We start from the raw sequence: 18,769 nt of genomic DNA on the forward strand, positions 1-18,769 counted from the left end.
TAGATTTGAACCATGTATTTGAACCTGTCGCGTTACTCTTATCGCAATGACAAAACCGTACCGCAGTTCAAGGACACCGGACCGCTCTGTGTCATGGATGCGCGCTGTTCGCTCTGCGCCCGTGGAGCAGCCTGGATTGCCCGTAATGACAAGACACAGGCATTTCGAATTATCCCGATGCAATCTGATCTTGGTGGTGCCCTGCTGATCCACTATAGCATGGATCCAGAGGACCCCACATCTTGGCTATTCTTGGAAAACGGCCAGGGGCACGCCTCGTTGGATGCTCTTATCCGGGTTGGGCAGCGGCTGGGTGGAGTTTGGCGCCTGCTGTCCGTCTTGCACATCCTTCCAGGCGGGCTGCGCGATGCCCTGTACCGAACCGTTGCCAGAAACCGCTATCGCTGGTTTGGCACAACGGATCTGTGCAACCTGCCGGACCCCGAAGTCCAAAAACGGTTGATGACATGAAGATCCTCATTCTGGGTGGATATGGGGTGTTTGGCGGTCGCCTGGCCGAACTGCTTTCAAACATCACCAAGCTGGAGCTGCTGATTTCCGGCCGCAACCAACCTAGGGCAACCGCCTTTTGCCAGACCCTACTGGGGGAGGCCAAGGTAACGCCGGTACAGTTGGACCGCAAGGATATCGGTCAAAAGTTGGCCGAACTGGCGCCAGATCTGGTTATCGATGCCTCAGGGCCATTCCAGCAATATGGCGCGGCACGATACGAAGTGATCGAAGCCTGCATTCGCCACGGCGTGAACTATCTCGACTTTGCAGATGCGGCTGACTTTGTTTTTGGGGTATCTCAGTTTGATCAGGCCGCGCGCGAGGTCGGCATCTTTGTGCTCTCGGGCGTCAGTAGTTTTCCGGTTATGACCTCGGCCGTGCTGCGCGAGATGTGCAAAGACATGACCATTGAGACAGTCAAAGGAGGCATCGCGCCCTCTCCCTATGCAGGGATCGGTTTGAATGTGATGCGCGCGGTGCTGGACTATGCCGGAACCCCAGTCAAACTGACCCGGCAGGGCCAGCATACAACCGCGCCCGGTCTGGCCGAAAGCCAGCGGTATACCATTGCAGTTCCTGGCAAAATGCCCCTGAAGAACACTCATTTCTCGCTGGTCGACGTGCCCGAATTGCAGGTACTGCCGCCTGAATTTCCAGAGCTGACAGACATCTGGATCGGCGCTGGTCCACGCCCCGAAGCCCTGCATCGCATGTTGAATATGCTGGCAAAACTGCGTCACCGATTGAACTTACCCAGCTTTGCCCCCTTGGCCCCATTTTTCCACCGAGTTCTGAATGTGTTGAAGTTTGGCGAGCATCGGGGCGGGATGTTCGTTCATGCAACTGGCCACCGGAACGGTCAGCCCGTTGAACGTTCTTGGCATCTGCTGGCCGAAGGAGACGATGGCCCCTATATTCCATCAATGGCGATCGAAGCCATCATTCGTAAAATTCTGGACGGCAATCCTCCAGAACTGGGCGCACGGGCCGCGATCCGAGAATTGAACCTGTCCGATTATGAGCACCTCTTTGACGGCCGCTCGCTCTATATGGGGTTTCGCAGTAAGGCCAAGGGCGAAGTACCGCTGTACCGGCAAGTCTTGGGAGACGCCTTTGACCTGTTGCCACCACAGGTTCAGGCGTTGCATGACGATGTCCGTGCCCGCAGCTGGAGCGGAACCGCCCGGGTCCAACGTGGCACCGGACTGATATCAAGGGCTCTGGGCGCTCTTTTTGGCTTTCCAAACACAGCTGACCAAGTGCCGGTCAATGTGTGCTTTACCCCGCAAGATGGTGGCGAGACATGGACCCGCAGGTTTGGAACCCGGTCATTTTCATCGGTCCAAACACTTGGTAGAAAACGCAGAAACCATCTTGTGCTAGAGCGTTTTGGCCCCGTAACAGTTGCTCTGGCGCTTGTCGTTGACGCGCAAAAACTCTTTCTGATCCCGCGCAGTTGGTCATTCTTAGGCCTCCCCTTACCGCAGTTTTTACTGCCCAAAGGTCAAAGCTTTGAAACTCAGGTTGACGGGGCCTTTTGCTTTGATGTGGAAATCTCAGCCCCTTTGATTGGTCTGATCGCCGCCTATCAGGGAGAGTTGCACTCCACTGCCCCCAGCACGGTTGCCGCGAACTAATCTATCTAAATCAAAGACATTTTCGGGTGACAAATAGAAAGGGGCCGGACAAATCCGACCCCTTTCAGAATTTATCAGTGGGACATTAGCCCTCAATGATATCACTTTCGGCTTCTGGTTCTTCTTCAACCTTCTCTTCAGCAATCTGAGCCGCCGGTTTTTGCGCCACCGCTCCATTGGCCAGACCACTCACACCATCTTCCATCGACAGGCCCAGCTCTTCACCAAGTTTCTTGAGCGCGGGCATTTGCACGGCCATGCCCATGATCGAATCCAACGCCTGATTGACCACCGGTTTTTCACCGCTGCCAGCCCCGCCAGAGCCCCCCTGCGCAACCGAACCATTGCCACCAATACCGCTGACCTGATGGATCTTGATCGAGTCGATCTTCTCGGCCGGCTTGACCATTTCAGCAATGATCGTCGGCATCGCCTCGATCCGTGCCAGATCCACCTTCATACGGATCTGTTCGCCGGACAGCACGTTGTCTGCCTCGACAATCGCGCGCTTACCTTCTGCTTCGGCCAGCATGTCGTTCTTCTTGGCCTCGGCGCGAATGTTCAGTGCATCTGCTTCGGCCTGAGCCTCTTCGCGACGGGCATCGGCCCGGTCTGCCGCAGCCTCTTTCTCTGCCGTTGCCGCAAGACGTATCGCTGTAGCCTGACGTTCGGCTTCCTGTGTGGCCTCAATCAGTACGATCTGTTTTGCACGTTCAGCTTCAGCCACTTCGCGGGCAGTAATCACCGACTCGGTTGCCTTGGTCGCCTCGGCGCGGGCCAGATCGGCAGATGCACGGGCGCGGCTTTCTTCTTCGGATTTTTGCGCAACAATCACCTGACGGTCCTGTTCTGCAACTTCCAGCTCGCGCTCCTTGCTGATCTCAGCCTCGCGAATTTTCCGCTCGCGTTCAATATCAGCCGAGCGAATAGCCTCTTCACGCGCAATGCGGGCCCGCTCTTTCTCTTGCTCAGACACCTCGCGACGTTGCGCGATCTCTGACTCCTGCGCCGCACGCATAGCCTCAAGCTGCTTGATCTGTTCGATCTCAGCCTGCTTTTCGTCCTGTTCAATCGCCAAACGCTCACGCTCCGCTTCCATGTGGGCGCGACGCACCGCCACCTGAGAATCCGCTTCGATCTGGGCACGCTCCTTTTTGGAGTTGGCAATAACCTCGGCCAGTTTGCGCATACCGACCGCGTTAAAGGCGTTGTTTTCGTCCAGTGCCTCGAACGGAGTCTGATCCAGCGCGGTCAGCGAAACCGATTCCAGCGACAGGCCATTCTTCAACAGATCCTCGGAGACCGCATTTTGCACCTCTTGAACAAAGTCAGCGCGTTTTTCGTGCAAGCCATCCATGGTCATCTGCGCCGCAACAGCGCGCAAGCCATCCACCAGCTTACCCTCAATCATTTCGCGCAGCTGGTTCACATCAAATGTCCGGTCACCCAAGGTCTGTGCCGCACGGGCGATGCCTTCTTCGGTGGCATTTACCTAGACATAGAATTCAACACCAACATCAACCCGCATCCGGTCCTGCGTGATCAGCGCCGCGTCGCCATTACGCTGCACCTCTAGGCGTAGGGTCTTCATATTGACTGGGCTGACTTCGTGCAGCAGCGGCACCACAATGGTACCTCCATCCATAATCACCCGTTTCCCGCCAGCCCCGGTTTTAACCAGGCTAACTTCGCGGGTGGAACGCCGATAGAGACGGCCAAGAATAAGCCCCAAAAGAACAAGAAATACCAGAACACTGGCGACGGAAATTACCAAGAATTGCAACTCCATGATTTATCTCCCCAAAAGTTTGAATTTAAAATCGTTTAGTCGGACAAGCCGACCAGAACATAGGTGCCACTACGACGATCGCGCAGCACTAATACCTCTGTGCCCTGTGACAGGGTCTCGTTATCGCGCAGGGGCTCAGCCCGCAGGTGATGTGCATTGCCAAACCGATCAGTGACCCGCACCTCGGCCGCGCGACCACGCACGGCAGTGCCCTGCGTGATGATACCACGGCGACGGCCCAACTGGTTCAGCGATGATGCCTCGGTCTCCGTTTGTGGCAACAGCCGGGCAAACACCCCGCCAAAGCCACGCGCGAACCAAATCCCAAAGGCACCAGCCGGAAGCGCAGCAAGCCAAGCCGGGGCCAAAAAGCCAAACAATTCCTGCAAGGCAATTTGTAATCCCAGACCGCTTAGGCCAAAGCCCATCAGCAAAGCCGCCAACCAGATCAGCGTCGGCATTTTGCCAAGCCCAAGCCAACTGGCCAAACCACCGCTGGCCTCAACCCCGCCCTCGACTTCGACGTCGGCCTCAAACTCTGCCAGCTCCAGTTCACCCGGATCAACCAAAGCCCCTTCGGGATCAAGATCCAGGTCAAAGTCACCCAGATCCGGCGCATCCCCAATGTCAGGAGCGACGTCATTATCGCCGCCCATCAAACTACCGCCCAGCAACAAAGCCACCAGTTCAAGCCCCATCAGGCCGAACAAAAGCGCCAGAGCAAAGGAAAAAGGTGCAAACGCACCTCCGAGCAGAAAGTCAAACATATATGGGCCACCAATCAGTTAGTATGCAAAGGTATACAATACCATATGGAAGTCGCGCATCTTATTTTCAAGGGGTTAGTCGTTGATAAATTCAACCACAAGCATAACAACGCTCTCCCACCGGTAAACTATACCCAGACCAGCATACACTAATTTGCGGTCAAAATGGATGGAAAATTCGCGTTCCGTCCGCAGGGGGATTTCTAACCGCCAAAACTTACGTTAGACGGATCTTCAGACAGCTAGGCGGAAAAGTGATATGGCACGAATTCTCATTACCTCGGCACTTCCCTATATCAATGGGATCAAGCACCTGGGCAATCTCATCGGCAGTCAGCTGCCGGCGGATCTATACGCCCGTTACAATCGCGGTCGCGGCAATGAAGTCATGTTCCTTTGCGCCACTGACGAACACGGCACACCCGCCGAACTGGCCGCAGCCAAGGCGGATCAACCCGTCGCAGAATACTGCGCTGACATGCACAAGGTTCAAACCGACATCGCCGATCGCTTTGGCCTGTCGTTTGATCACTATGGTCGCTCGTCCAGTATGCAGAACCGCAAGCTGACCCAGCACTTTGCCAGCAAACTGGCCGATGCCGGTCTGATCACCGAAGTCGAAGACCGTCAGGTCTATTCCAACACCGATGGTCGTTTCCTACCTGATCGTTATGTCGAGGGCACCTGCCCCAACTGCGGCCACGACGGCGCACGCGGTGACCAATGCGAGGAATGCACCAAGCAGCTGGACCCAACCGACCTGATCAACCCGCGCTCGGCCATTTCCGGCTCGACTGATCTAGAGGTCCGCGAGACCAAACATCTGTTCCTGCGCCAATCAGCATTGCGCGATCAACTGGACCAGTGGATCGACTCTAAAACCGACTGGCCTATTCTGACCACCTCAATCGCCAAGAAATGGCTACACGATGGTGACGGATTGCAGGATCGCGGCATCACCCGTGACCTCGACTGGGGAGTTCCGGTCAAAAAAGGTGATGAAGACTGGCCCGGCATGGAAGGCAAAGTTTTCTATGTCTGGTTTGATGCGCCCATCGAATACATCGCCGCAACTGGCGAATGGGCCGAAGCCAACGGCAAAACAGACGCCGACTGGCAGCGCTGGTGGCGCACCGACATGGGCGCGGATGATGTGAAATACGTCCAGTTCATGGGCAAGGACAACGTGCCGTTCCACACCCTGTCCTTCCCCGCCACCATTCTGGGATCCGGCGAGCCTTGGAAGATGGTCGATCACCTGAAATCATTCAACTATCTGAACTACGACGGCGGCCAGTTCTCGACCTCCAAAGGGCGCGGCGTGTTTATGGATCAGGCGCTGGAAATCCTGCCCGCCGATTACTGGCGCTGGTGGCTGCTAAGCCACGCACCAGAAAGCAGCGATTCCGAATTCACCTGGGAAAACTTCCAGCAGTCTGTGAACAAGGATCTGGCTGACGTGCTGGGTAACTTTGTCTCGCGCATCACAAAATTCTGCCGCTCCAAGTTTGGCGAAGCAGTACCCGAGGGCGCAGAGTACGGCGAGCAGGAACAGGCATTGATCGCCGAGCTGACCACCCGCATCCGCGCCTACGAGGGCCACATGGATGCAATGGAAGTGCGCAAATCAGCCCAAGAGCTGCGCGCCATTTGGGTTGCAGGCAACGAATACTTGCAAAGCGCAGCTCCATGGTCGACCTTCAAAACTGAACCAGAAAAAGCCGCCACTCAGGTTCGCATGGGTCTGAACCTGATCCGCCTGTATGCCGTGCTTAGCGCACCGTTCATCCCGACGGCTGCAGCCAGCATGCTAAGCGCAATGAACACGCTGAACACCAGCTGGCCAGATGACGTGGCCGAGGCCCTGAACGCCCTGCCCGTTGGTCATGATTTCAGCGTGCCTGATGTTCTGTTCGCCAAGATCACTGACGATCAGCGCGAAGACTGGCAATCACGATTTTCCGGCAAACGCGACTAAACTAGATAACGACCAACTATAGCTTCCAACGCGCTCCTAACGGGGCGCGTTTTTTGTTTCTGACGACCCGCGTTCAAACCCTTGCATGACCCGCCGACTTTCTGATTATCTTAAAAAATTAAATCCGACCAAAAAACTCAGGTTGACATACCTGAGTAAATAAATCAGGTTAGCGACATTCTAGCCAGCCTGTTCAATTAGGTCAGCCCGAGCAGCAAGCAATAGATTAGAACGCCCCATGTCGCACAGTGTTTCAACAATTCATAAGCCGCAAACCACAGTAGTGATTCAGCCCAGCCTGAACACGCTCTGGACCCAAGCCAGAATTGAAACGGAAACCCTGTCCGGCTTTTGCCTGGAATGGATCCAGGATCGGGCGGACATCAGCAAAGGGCAACCGTCATGAACATGCACGTATCCAAAGTGGTAGCACCCACCCAAGAAGTTTTCCCAACCTACCATGCCGAAGAACTGACCTGTGGCGGCAACCAAGCCCGGATCCTTCTGAATGGTCAAATCTACAGCCTGCGCATTACCCGCGCCGGGAAACTGATCCTGACCAAATGACCCATCCATCTTTACGTCGGGGGGGCGCCACTGTTGGTGTCCTCTCAGAGCTGTCCCCTATCGAAGCCACCGCCGTGCGTCATCTGCGCCAGTGGTTTAGCAGTCCTGAAACACGTCTCGACATGCACGATGACGTGACCAGCCGCCTAGGCCCAGAACTGTCAGACATCGCAATCGAGACCTTTGGCCAATTGTGCATGCTCTGTGTCGAACATGGCCGTCGCCCACTGATGCGGCACGGGTTGAAATGCGACTGCATTGGCGCCGATGAAAACTGTTTTGCCAACATGATCGCGGCAGCTGCCGACGGTCAGGTGAACGACTCCATGTTGTTCGCCTCGCTGATCGTGCGCCCCCAAATGGCCCGAGAGCTCCTGCCTCTTGCCTCTGAATTTGGTTGCCTGCTTCGGCAGATGACCACCGCAACGCCACCGCCCATTTTGGGCCGGCCTTGCTCTGCAACCTTACACTAATTCACACACCTTCAAGGACTATCCTTTATGAAAACCCTGCTCCAAACCAGCACGGCGCTAACTCTATTTGCGGCCAGCACAACAGCAGCTTTCGCCGCTGACAAGGCTGCCGTCTTGACCAACTATTCGAACATCGCCGAGGCAAAATACCAAGACAGCCTGACCACAGCCAAGATCTTGCAATCCGCCGTCGAAGCACTCGTCGCGTCGCCATCAGCAGAAACTCTGGACGCCGCCCGCACCGCATGGATCGACGCGCGCGTTCCTTACCAGCAGTCCGAAGTCTTCCGCTTTGGCAACGCCATCGTCGACGACTGGGAAGGCAAAGTAAACGCATGGCCGCTGGACGAAGGCCTGATCGACTACGTTGACGCAGCTTACGGCGGCCCATCGGACGAAAACGCGCTGGCCGCGTTGAATGTTGTGGCCAACCCCACGTTTGAACTGTCCGGCAAAACCATCGACGCATCCGACATCACCCCCGCCCTGCTCGAAGGCTCGCTGCACGAGGCCGATGGCATCGAAGCCAACGTCGCCACAGGCTACCACGCCATCGAATTCCTGCTCTGGGGTCAAGACTTGAACGGAACCGACCACGGTGCCGGCGCTCGTGCCTTTACTGATTACGCCGCTGGCGCAGACTGCACCAACGGCAACTGTGATCGTCGCGGTGCCTATCTAAAGGCCGCAACGGATCTGCTGGTCTCTGATCTGGAATGGATGGCCGCCCAGTGGGCCACCGATGGTGACGCCCGCACGGCGCTGCTAGGTGACGAAGACGCTGGCATCTCGGCCATGCTGACCGGCATGGGCTCGCTGTCCTACGGTGAACAGGCGGGTGAGCGTATGCGCCTGGGCCTGATGCTGAACGACCCAGAAGAAGAGCACGATTGCTTCTCGGACAACACCCACAACAGCCACTATTATGACGGCAAGGGCGTTCAGAACGTCTACTTAGGCGAATACACCCGCGTGAACGGCGACGTTGTTTCCGGCGCCTCGCTGTCTGATCTGGTGATGGCCGTGAACAACGATCTGGACGCCGAAATGCGCGGCAAGCTGTCTGCCACCATGGATGCACTGGGCGCTATGAAAGCAGCCGCAGACGGTGGTTTCTCATACGATCAGATGCTGGAACAGGGCAACGCCGAAGGCGAAGCATTGATCATGGGCGGCATCAACGGGTTGGTTGACCAAACTCAATCCATCGAGCGCGTAGTCACCGCATTAAAGCTGGAAGGCATCGAATTTGAAGGCTCCGACTCTCTCGATAACCCATCGGCTGTTTTCCAGTAAGCCACGCAGATGATCTGCTGTTCCGGGCAGATCTAGGGGGTGCTCTGATTACCAGTATATTATCCCCAAAAGTTATTTCGAGCATCGCCAAAGGGGGTCGCGTTTTTCGCGGCCCCTTTCCAATGCCCCCCCCTGTGCGTCCACTTCACTGGCACATTTCTGATTATTTTAGTAAGAATACACTTGTATCCCTACGGTTTTTATCGGAAATAAAACTAACGGAATCACGGGGCCTTCGGGCAGGACCAATACAATGATCATTTGCCACTGCACTCGCATCTCAGATCATGACATCCACGCAGCGGTAGACTGGATGCGAAGTGCTGATCCCGATACAATCATCACCCCCGGCAAAATCTACCACGCACTCGGCAAATCCGCCGACTGCGGCGGATGCATGCCCCTCTTTCTCGACACCATGCGCTCCAACACTAACCTAAAGGTACCCGCTCAGCTGGCAAACTTGCGCAGCGGGATATCCAAGGAGAGTGACAATGAAGGGCGACGCCAAAGTACTCGACAACCTGAACAAAGCACTGCGCCATGAACTGACTGCTGTAAGCCAATATTGGCTGCATTACAGGCTGCAAGACGACTGGGGCCTGGGCAGCATGGCCAAGAAAAGCCGCGAAGAAAGCATCGAAGAGATGGAACACGCGGACAAATTGATAGAAAGGATCATTTTCCTAGAAGGCCACCCGAACCTCCAAAAACTTGACCCACTGAGGATCGGACAAACCCCCAAAGAATGCATGGAAGCCGACTTGGCCGCCGAGCGCTCAGCCCGCGACCTGTACAAAGAAGCACGCGATGTGTGCAAAGAAGCCGGCGATTATGTCACCATGGGATTGTTCGAGAGCTTAATGACGGACGAAGAGGGTCATATCGATTTCCTCGAAACACATCTTGAACTCCATGACAGAATTGGCGCCGAACACTTTGCCCACCTCAACGCAACCAAATTGGAAGACGCAGATTAAAGCGACATCGGTCGCTGTATTTGCAGCGACCGCACCCGCCCAGGCCCTTGATTTGAACACCTTGCCCCTTGGCGACCCCCATCTCAACAGTGTCCCGCGCACAGCGGCTGAGCAGAACCGGATCAACGCGGTTACCCTGCCGACGCAGGACTTTGAAGCAGCGGAACCCTTTGAGGAAAACTCTGCCGGAGCCGGAACCGTCCGCGCCCGAAGCGATGACGAAGCGTTTTCACAACACTCCGCAAACATCAGCTTTGAGCAAGAGCTGGAATTCAAACTCGGCAACGGGTTGTTCAAGAAAATCTGGGTATTTTCACCAGCCTCTACCAAGGCGTCAGACGGTTTGGGCCCCCTATACAACGCCCGTTCCTGCCAGCGGTGTCACGTCAAGGATGGTCGCGGCCACACCCCACGCAGCCCAGAAGACAGCGCTGGCTCCATGTTCCTGCGCCTGTCCATCCCCGGCGATGTGCCTGCTGAGATGGCCGCAGTACATGACTATATCGGCACCGCACCAGATCCCAATTACGGCACACAACTGCAGGATCTTTCTCCGCCGAACATTGCTTCGGAATACAAATTTTCTGCCACCTACCAAGATGTTGAGGTCGCCCTGTCCGGTAGCGAAACCGTCACTCTGCGTGATCCCAGCTACGCGGCGCTCAACCTCGGATATGGCCCGCTGCACGCAGACGCAATGCTGTCCCCACGGGTGGCCCCGCCGATGATTGGCCTTGGCCTACTCGAAGCAATACCGGTTAGCGACATTTTGGCCCAAGCTGACGCGGACGACGCCAACGGCGACGGCATTTCGGGACGGGCCAATCTGGTCTGGTCAGCCGAATTTGATCAGGTGATGCTGGGGCGCTTTGGCCTTAAGGCTGGCCAACCTACAATTCACCAACAATCAGCAGGCGCCTTCTCCGGTGACATGGGCATTTCCACCCCGCTGCTCCCCGATCCTTGGGGGGAGTGCACATCAACACAAACCGACTGCCGCAACGCCCCCCATGGCAACGACGATGTGCGTGGAACCGAGATCGACCAGCCCAACATGGATCTGGTGACCTTTTACAGCCGCAATCTGGGCGTCCCCGCCCGTCGCGATCTGGATGATCCGCAGGTGCTGCACGGCAAGCAGGTGTTCTATGACACTGGCTGCACCAGTTGCCACACGCCCAAGTTCGTCACCCACCGCCTGCCGGACCGCCCCGAGCAGAGCTTTCAGCTGATCTGGCCTTACTCGGACCTGCTGCTACACGACATGGGCGAAGGCCTAGCCGACAACCGCCCCGAAGGCCGTGCTACAGGTCGCGAATGGCGAACACCGCCGTTGTGGGGTGTTGGTCTGACCCAGCAAGTATCTGATCAGGCTGGTTTCCTGCACGACGGCCGCGCCCGCACCCTGCTAGAGGCGGTGCTGTGGCATGGTGGCGAAGCCCAGACCGCGCGTGATACGGTGGTCGAACTTGCCCCCGACGACCGCGCCGCTCTCATTCGCTTTCTGGAAAGTCTCTAAAATATGCGATCCACTGCCCTTGCCTTTAGCCTGATCCTGACCCCGTTCTGCGCCAGCGCAGACATGGTCGACGACATTCTGGATCAGCAGATCCTGCCGGGCATGGAGACCCTTGCCAGCACATCAACCACCTTGGCCCGCGCGGCCAAGGCAGATTGCCGTTCCAACTCAACCCTCATGCGCCGCGCCTATGATGATGCCTTTGACGCCTGGATGATGGTCAGCCATTTCCGCTTTGGCCCAACAGAAACCGACAACCGCGCCTTTGCGCTATCGTTCTGGCCTGACAGCCGCGGCAAGATCCCCAAGGCATTGTCTGCACTGGTCAGAAATCAGGATCCTGTGATCAACACGCCCGAGGATTTCGCAACAGCATCCATCGCCGCGCGCGGCTTCTACGCGATGGACTATTTGCTGTATAATTCCGAAATCACTGGCGCCAGCACAGCCGAATACCACTGCAACCTGTTCCAGGCCATCACCGCAGACATCGCCAATACCGCACAGCTGATCCACAATGACTGGCAAGCGAGTTACGCCGACCAATTGCGCAGCCCCGGCGACCGTTATCAGACTGAGGGTGAGGTTAAGCAAGAACTATACAAAGCCCTGAACACCGGCCTGCAGGTCACCGCCGACATGCGCCTTGGCCGCCCACTTGGCACATTTGACAAACCCCGCCCCAAACGGGCCGAGGCACGCCGTTCCCGCCGCAGCCAACGCCATGTTGCGCTGTCATTGCAAGCACTAAAGCCTCTGGCCATTGCCCTGTCCGTAGACAATGTCGCCCTGGCTGACAAGTTCCACCTTACCTTTGCCAAGGCGCACAAGGCTGTCGAACGCCTAGATGATCCCATCTTTGCCAGCGTCGCAGACCCCGCTGACCGCTTTCGGGTTGAGGCACTGCAACAGCTGGTGAATGACATCCGCGCCATTGCGGATACCGAACTTGGCCCCTCTCTGGGTGTCGATCCCGGTTTTAACTCCCTCGACGGAGACTGATATGACCTCGCGCCGTGGTTTTTTGGCCGGTTTGCTGGCTACAGGGCTGGCCCCACAGGCCAGTTGGGCTGATCTCGGCTGCCCAGCCTATTTATCGGCTGCCAAACAACCAGATGGCACATACACCTTTGTCGGCCTGTCGGCACAGGGAACGATCTTGTTCCGCTGCCCCCTGCCCGACCGAGGCCACGCCGCCAGCGCCCACCCCAAACGCCCCGAAGTGGTCGCCTTTGCCCGCCGCCCCGGCCGCTTTGCCGATGTAATCGACTGCCGAACCGGAAACCAACTGGCCCGGATAACGCCGACCAAAGGGCACCATTTCTACGGGCACGGCTGCTTTAGCCACGACGGTAGCCAACTATTCACCACAGAAAACGAATACGAGACCGCCCGTGGGATTATTGGAGTCTGGGACACAACCGACAACTACCGCCGCATTGGCAGCTTTGCCTCTGGCGGCATCGGCCCACATGATGTGCTGCTGCACCAGAAGGTAGGTGGGCTGGTCGTCGCCAATGGCGGCATCCAGACCCACCCCGACAGGGGCCGCGAAAAACTGAACCTCGACAGCATGCAGCCCAACCTGACCTATCTGGATTTCGACGGCACTGTCATTGACCAGATGCAGCTGTCGGATGATCTGCACCAGAACTCCATCCGCCATCTGAGCATGCACGACAACGGCACCGTAGGCTTTGCCATGCAATGGCAGGGCGAGCCGGGCGCGGATGTGCCAATTGTCGGCCTGCATAGACCCGGCACGTCTCCACGCCTGCTGGCCGAGGACGACCCTCGTGTGCGCAACTTGAATGGCTATGGCGGCTCGATCCAGTTCTCGGCAGATGGTTCAACCATCGCCGTCACCTCGCCCCGCGGCGGTGTGGTACAGGTCATGGACACGGCCTCTGGCCTGCTGCAACAAGAGCACCACTTGGCAGATGTCTGCGGGCTGTCCACCAATGAAACTGGTTTCGTTGCCAGCACAGGTGCGGGTCAGCTTGTCGCGTTGAACAAGGGCAAGATGACAGTCATGTCCAAAACCGATCTGCGCTGGGACAATCATCTGATCCGCTTGCGCTAAGCGTCTTCTGCACATGGCAATTCGGGGCTGCAATGATCTCAGGCGGAACCAAGTTGCTCCGCCCAATTAGCATGCGCGCGTCTTCCACTGCCTCTCGACATCCGGATCAAACCCGAAAGCATATCGAAATCACCTAGTGACAATCCGAAAGCAAAACGCTAGCAATGCGGAAAAAGGATTCCCAAATGGACGCCGACGCTCGCCAATCTGAAATTCTGAAACTTCTGGATCATCAGGATCGGGTCGAGGTCGAAGATCTGGCTGGTCGATTCAAAGTCTCACTACAGACCATCCGCGCCGACCTGCGCGACCTCAGCGCCCGCAATGCCTTGTCGCGCGTGCACGGTGGCGCCGTCCGCATCAGCACCGCCGCCAATCGCGCCTACGCCGACCGCCGCAAACAAAATGCCGCGGGGAAACTGGCAATGGCAGCAGTGGCAGCCGATGTTATCCCCGAAAACTGCTCAATCACCCTGAACATCGGCACCTCGACTGAACAGGTCGCCCGCGCACTGGCAGGGCATCGCGGGCTGACTGTCCTGTCCAACAACATAAATATCGTCACCACAATGATGGGCGGCCAGACCATGGATCTGATCCTTGTTGGTGGCACCGTCCGGCAAAGCGACGGCGCCATCGTCGGTGAGGACGCGGTGGAATTCATTTCTCGATACAAAGTCGACTACGCCATCATCGGAGCCTCAGCATTGGATGCCGATGGGGCGATAATGGACCATGACAGCAGCGAAGTTTCCGTCGCCCGCGCCATTTTGAAAAATGCGCGCACCAAAATTCTGGTCTGTGACGGCAGCAAGTTCGAACGTTCTGCCCCCGTCCGTATTTGCTCTGTCGAAGACTTGGATGTGGTGATCACCGACCGCCCCGTCCCCCGTGAATTTACCCAAGCTGCAAAGCGCGCAGAAACCCGAATAATAACGACCAGTCAAAACGAAAGCCGCGAAAATGAATGATCATCCGATCACCGACCTGTTTATCATCGGCGGTGGCATCAATGGCTGCGGCATTGCCCGCGACGCTGCTGGCCGTGGCCTCTCGGTCACCCTGGCCGAAATGAACGACCTGGCCTCGGCCACCTCCTCGGCTGCGACCAAGCTGTTCCACGGCGGGCTGCGGTATCTGGAATACTTTGAATTCCGCCTTGTACGCGAAGCTCTGATCGAACGCGAGGTGCTGCTCAAAGCGATGCCGCACATTTCATGGCCGATGCGCTTTGTGCTGCCCTATCACGCGGATATGCGTTTTGAGAATGACACACCCACGTCGAAACTTCTGTCTGGCATTATGCCTTGGATGAAAGGCCGCCGCCCGGCATGGCTGATCCGTCTGGGCCTGTTCATGTATGACACCCTGGGCAAACGCGGCATCCTACCCGGCACGTCCAAGCTGGACCTGACAACGGACACAGCTGGCAAGCCTCTGAATTCAAAGTTCAAAACCGCCTTTGAGTATTCCGATTGCTGGGTCGAAGATGCCCGACTGGTTATGTTGAACGCCCGTGATGCACAGGACCGTGGCGCCGAAATCATGACACGCACCAAGGTTATCGGCACCGAGCGCCAATCCGACCATTGGGTAATCACACTGCAAGACCGCGACAGCGGCGAGGTCTACACCCGCCGGGCCAAAATGCTGGTCAACGCCGGCGGCCCATGGGTGGCGGACCTGCTGCAAAAGCAATTGAAAATCCAAAGCAACGAAACCGTGCGTCTGGTCCGGGGTAGCCACATCGTGGTGCCCAAACTTTACGATCACGACCGCTGCTACTTCTTCCAAGGCACTGACGGGCGGATCATTTTCGCTATCCCTTACGAGGAAGACTACACCCTGATCGGCACCACTGACGCCGACCACTCAGACGTCGACACGCCCCCGGAATGTACCGAAGCCGAACAAGACTATCTGGTCAACTTCGCATCCGAGTACTTCGACACGCCGGTAACACGGGAACAGATTGCCTGGACCTACTCCGGCGTGCGTCCGCTCTATGACGACGGCGCCAGCTCGGCCACGGCAGCCACCCGCGAATATGTGCTGTCGCTCAATCAAGACGCAGCCCCCTTGCTGAACGTCTTTGGCGGTAAAATCACCACCTATCGCAAACTGGCCGAGGCCGCGCTGGACAAGATCAGCCAGGCACTACCTAGTGTCGAGCCGGAATGGACCGCAGGCGTACCCCTACCCGGCGGCGACTTCGCGGTCGAGGACGTGAAACAACTGCAAGCCAAGCTGGCCAACGACTATCCATTCCTCTCTCCCTACGCCACCCGCCGCCTGATCCGCGCCTACGGCACCGAGGCATGGGAGGTACTGGGCAACGCCACCTTCACCACAGATCTGGGCCAGGACTTTGGCGCGACCATCACCGCGCGCGAACTGGACTGGGCAATCGAGCGGGAATGGGTCCGCACCGGCGAGGACTACCTGTGGCGCCGAACCAAACTGGGCCTGCGGCTAAGCGAAGACGAACGTGCTGCGGTGGATGGGTACATCACGCAGAAAGTGGCCAAGTTGGCAGCATAAAACACAGGGTGAGCCTGACCTTGGGGAGGTGCAAAGCGCCTTCCCGGGGGGAAGGTCAGGCGCACCCGACCTATCGGCCGGGCGGTTATAGACTTAAAACTCAACACCCTTCTGCGCCTTGATACCCGCGCGGAATGGATGCTTGATCTGCCCCATCTCGGTCACCAGATCAGCAATCTCGATCAGCTCTTCCTTGGCGTTACGCCCCGTCAGCACCACATGGGTCATCGGCGGTTTCTCGGTCTCCAGAAACTCGACCACCTCGGCCAGATCCAGATACTCATACCGCAGCGCAATGTTGATCTCATCCAGCAGCACCATGGTGTTGCGTTCATCCCGGATCATTTCCTTGGCCTTTTCCCAGCCCGCCTGCGCCGCTGCAATATCGCGTGCTTTATCCTGCGTCTCCCAGGTAAAGCCCTCGCCCATCGCATAGAACTGACACAGGTCAGCGAAGTTCTCTTCGATCAGGGTGCGTTCGCCGGTCTGCCATCCGCCCTTGATAAACTGCACCACAGCCGAAGGCATCTTGTGCGCGATACAGCGCATGATCATGCCAAAGCCGGAACTGGATTTACCCTTGCCCGGCCCGGTGTGAATGATGATCAGCCCCTTCTCACCATCCTTGGTCGCCATCATCCGATCACGCGCCGCCTTTTTCTTGGCCATCTTGGCTGCGTGGCGGGCCTCATCATCGATGGGCGCTTCTTTTTTCGGGGTATCACTCACGGCGAGTCTCCTGCTGATTCCAGCTATGACTTGACAAGGACATGGGGGATGACGCAAGGGGGTTTTGTTGGTTCCTGTTTTTAACAGGCGAAGAGGGAATGTGATGCGCGAATATGCGCAAGCACAGCCGCCCCCGCGACCGTGACCGGAGAGGTCTCTGATGCCACTGGCCTAAGCCGGGAAGGCAAGAGAACCGCACAAAGGCCGCCTTGGCCTTTTGACTCCGCAAGCCGGGAGACCTGCCAACAAAATGATCAACGGGCGAACGGGGTGTTTCGCAACCGGTTGAGGGCTCCCACACCACGGGTCCCCCTTCTGGCCTTACCCTTTTTGTCACCACAAGGAGATGGCCCCCTATGGGTGATGTAACACTAACTGTCTGTACAACCTGCCGCCGCGCAGATGTTGACCCCGACGCCACGCGTCCGGGATCCATCCTGCTCGAAGCACTGAAAGAAACCGAAGTACCCGAAGGCGTGAACATCCGCGGCGTCGAATGCCTCTCCGCCTGCAAACGCGGCTGTTCCATGGTGCTTAGCGGCGGCGACAAACGCTGGACCTATGTTTACGGCGACCTTGATCCCAACGAACATGTCGAAGAAATCATCGCAGGTGCCGCCGCCTATGCCGCCACCGAGGACGGCCTCGTCCCATGGCGCGAACGCCCCGTCGTCTTCCGCAAACAATCCATCGCCCGCATTCCACCGGTCGACACCCCTTCTGAGGAGTAAATACATGAGCGATCTCAACAAGATCCCCGTCACAGTCGTCACCGGATTTCTGGGCGCGGGCAAGACCACACTGATCCGCCACCTGATGCAAAACCCACAGGGCAAGCGTTTGGGCGTATTGGTCAACGAATTTGGTACCGCCGGTGTTGATGGTGACATCCTGAAGTCCTGCGCCGATGAAAACTGCCCCGAGAACAACATTGTCGAACTGGCCAATGGCTGCATCTGCTGCACCGTGGCCGATGACTTCATCCCGACAATCGAGGCGCTGATGGCTCTGCCGCAGCCGCCCGAGCATATCCTGATCGAAACCTCAGGTCTGGCGCTGCCCAAGCCGCTGCTCAAAGCCTTTGAATGGCCCGCCATCCGCTCGCGTATCACCGTGGACGGTGTGATCGCCCTGGCCGATGCCGAAGCCGTCGCCAGCGGCCAGTTTGCGCCTGATCTGGACGCAGTACAGGCGCAGCGCGACGCCGATGACAGCCTAGACCACGAAACTCCGCTTTCCGAGGTGTTCGAAGATCAGATTTCCTGCGCTGACATCATTCTGCTGTCCAAGGCTGATCTGGCAGGCGAAGATGGCCTAGCCACTGCCCGCGCCGTGATCGAAAAGGAAAGCCCCCGCAAGCTGCCAATCCTGCCCATGACCGAAGGTGTGATTGATCCCCGTGTTGTGCTGGGCCTGAATGCGGCAGCCGAGGACGATTTGGACGCACGTCCATCTCATCACGATGGCCACCACGATCACGAGCATGACGATTTTGAAAGCATTGTAGTCGAAATGGGCGAAGTGGCCGATCCGCAGGCATTGCAAGATGCGATCATCAAACTCGCCCGCGAGCGCAACATCCTGCGCGTCAAAGGCTATGTAGCGGTCGAAGGAAAACCAATGCGGATGCTGGTACAGGCCGTGGGCGAACGCCTGCGCGCGCAATATGACAAGCCTTGGGGCAGCGACACCCGCCGCACCCAGCTGGTGGTGATTGCCGAGCACGACAACATCGACACCGCCGCCATCCACGCCGCACTGGGAGCCTGATGCTGCCAAAGATAGATAGGGCCCGCCTGACCTTGGGGAGGTGCAAAGCGCCTTCCCGGGGGGAAGGTCAGGCGCGCCCGACCTATCGGCCGGGCAAAAACATCACTATCATCTAAGCACCCCAAGG

Annotated in this window: 17 protein-coding genes, 1 pseudogene and 1 riboswitch; of the genes and pseudogenes, 15 read left to right on the plus strand and 3 right to left on the minus strand. The window is 57.4% G+C overall.

Annotated elements, in window-relative coordinates; translation table 11 throughout:
- Nucleotides 1-12: 12 nt before the first annotated feature.
- Nucleotides 13-471 (plus strand): thiol-disulfide oxidoreductase DCC family protein, encoded by a 459-nt coding sequence (locus DL239_RS01615; RefSeq protein ID WP_167681570.1) that lies wholly within the window; start codon nt 13-15, stop codon nt 469-471.
- On the plus strand, nt 468-2,150 hold the full coding sequence (locus DL239_RS01620) for a saccharopine dehydrogenase family protein (protein WP_167681572.1): 1,683 nt from the start codon (nt 468-470) through the stop codon (nt 2,148-2,150). Before DL239_RS01615 ends, DL239_RS01620 begins: the two co-directional genes overlap by 4 nt.
- A gap of 85 nt (nt 2,151-2,235) precedes the next feature.
- Here DL239_RS01620 and DL239_RS01625 read toward each other — a convergent pair.
- Both DL239_RS01625 and DL239_RS01630 read right to left on the minus strand, forming a co-directional pair.
- A pseudogene (locus DL239_RS01625) lies at nt 2,236-3,939 on the minus strand (flotillin family protein).
- Nucleotides 3,940-3,974: 35 nt separating this feature from the next.
- On the minus strand, nt 3,975-4,706 hold the full coding sequence (locus DL239_RS01630) for an OB-fold-containig protein (protein ID WP_167681574.1): 732 nt from the start codon (nt 4,704-4,706) through the stop codon (nt 3,975-3,977).
- Between the two features lie 259 nt (nt 4,707-4,965).
- On the opposite strand from DL239_RS01630, the gene metG reads away from it, so the two are divergent.
- From metG to glpD, 11 genes are all read left to right on the plus strand, one after another.
- A complete protein-coding gene (gene metG / locus DL239_RS01635) occupies nt 4,966-6,684 on the plus strand; it encodes a methionine--tRNA ligase (protein WP_167681576.1) in 1,719 nt (572 codons plus the stop codon).
- A 402-nt stretch (nt 6,685-7,086) separates the two neighbouring features.
- The gene (gene hemP, locus DL239_RS01640) at nt 7,087-7,251 is read left to right on the plus strand and encodes a hemin uptake protein HemP (protein WP_167681578.1); all 165 of its coding nucleotides are present in this window, start codon (nt 7,087-7,089) and stop codon (nt 7,249-7,251) included.
- Nucleotides 7,248-7,724: a hypothetical protein gene (locus tag DL239_RS01645; RefSeq protein WP_167681580.1), complete on the plus strand. Its 477-nt coding sequence runs from the start codon at nt 7,248-7,250 to the stop codon at nt 7,722-7,724. Before hemP ends, DL239_RS01645 begins: the two co-directional genes overlap by 4 nt.
- Nucleotides 7,725-7,751: 27 nt before the next feature.
- The gene (locus DL239_RS01650; RefSeq protein WP_167681582.1) at nt 7,752-9,020 is read left to right on the plus strand and encodes an imelysin family protein; all 1,269 of its coding nucleotides are present in this window, start codon (nt 7,752-7,754) and stop codon (nt 9,018-9,020) included.
- Between the two features lie 253 nt (nt 9,021-9,273).
- Nucleotides 9,274-9,567, plus strand: coding sequence for a (2Fe-2S)-binding protein (locus DL239_RS01655; RefSeq protein ID WP_167681584.1), 294 nt, complete (start codon nt 9,274-9,276; stop codon nt 9,565-9,567).
- Nucleotides 9,515-10,000, plus strand: a complete 486-nt coding sequence (gene bfr, locus DL239_RS01660) for a bacterioferritin (RefSeq protein ID WP_167681586.1) — start codon at nt 9,515-9,517, stop codon at nt 9,998-10,000. The genes DL239_RS01655 and bfr overlap by 53 nt, the downstream gene beginning before the upstream one ends.
- A complete protein-coding gene (locus tag DL239_RS01665) occupies nt 9,936-11,519 on the plus strand; it encodes a di-heme oxidoreductase family protein (protein WP_167681588.1) in 1,584 nt (527 codons plus the stop codon). Before bfr ends, DL239_RS01665 begins: the two co-directional genes overlap by 65 nt.
- A 3-nt stretch (nt 11,520-11,522) precedes the next feature.
- Nucleotides 11,523-12,521, plus strand: coding sequence for an imelysin family protein (locus DL239_RS01670; protein ID WP_167681590.1), 999 nt, complete (start codon nt 11,523-11,525; stop codon nt 12,519-12,521).
- A 1-nt stretch (nt 12,522) separates the two neighbouring features.
- Nucleotides 12,523-13,602, plus strand: coding sequence for a DUF1513 domain-containing protein (locus tag DL239_RS01675; RefSeq protein WP_167681592.1), 1,080 nt, complete (start codon nt 12,523-12,525; stop codon nt 13,600-13,602).
- Nucleotides 13,603-13,787: 185 nt separating this feature from the next.
- Nucleotides 13,788-14,573 carry a DeoR/GlpR family DNA-binding transcription regulator gene (locus tag DL239_RS01680; protein WP_167681594.1) on the plus strand — a complete coding sequence of 262 codons (786 nt, stop codon included), beginning with the start codon at nt 13,788-13,790 and terminating at the stop codon, nt 14,571-14,573.
- Complete coding sequence (glpD, locus tag DL239_RS01685; RefSeq protein ID WP_167681596.1) at nt 14,566-16,143, plus strand: glycerol-3-phosphate dehydrogenase; 1,578 nt, start codon at nt 14,566-14,568, stop codon at nt 16,141-16,143. Before DL239_RS01680 ends, glpD begins: the two co-directional genes overlap by 8 nt.
- 93 nt (nt 16,144-16,236) lie before the next feature.
- On the opposite strand, the gene cobO is transcribed toward glpD, so the two are convergent.
- On the minus strand, nt 16,237-16,872 hold the full coding sequence (gene cobO / locus DL239_RS01690) for a cob(I)yrinic acid a,c-diamide adenosyltransferase (RefSeq protein WP_167681598.1): 636 nt from the start codon (nt 16,870-16,872) through the stop codon (nt 16,237-16,239).
- Nucleotides 16,873-16,923: 51 nt separating this feature from the next.
- Nucleotides 16,924-17,133: riboswitch (cobalamin riboswitch) on the plus strand.
- Nucleotides 17,134-17,228: 95 nt separating this feature from the next.
- Between cobO and DL239_RS01695 the strand changes: the two genes are divergently transcribed.
- The gene (locus DL239_RS01695) at nt 17,229-17,603 is read left to right on the plus strand and encodes a DUF1636 family protein (protein ID WP_167681600.1); all 375 of its coding nucleotides are present in this window, start codon (nt 17,229-17,231) and stop codon (nt 17,601-17,603) included.
- Between the two features lie 4 nt (nt 17,604-17,607).
- Nucleotides 17,608-18,642, plus strand: a complete 1,035-nt coding sequence (gene cobW / locus DL239_RS01700; RefSeq protein ID WP_167681602.1) for a cobalamin biosynthesis protein CobW — start codon at nt 17,608-17,610, stop codon at nt 18,640-18,642.
- Nucleotides 18,643-18,769 lie beyond the last annotated feature (127 nt).

It is taken from the genome of Parasedimentitalea denitrificans, assembly GCF_011813015.1.
GTDB classification, from domain to species: Bacteria; Pseudomonadota; Alphaproteobacteria; order Rhodobacterales; family Rhodobacteraceae; genus Parasedimentitalea; species Parasedimentitalea denitrificans.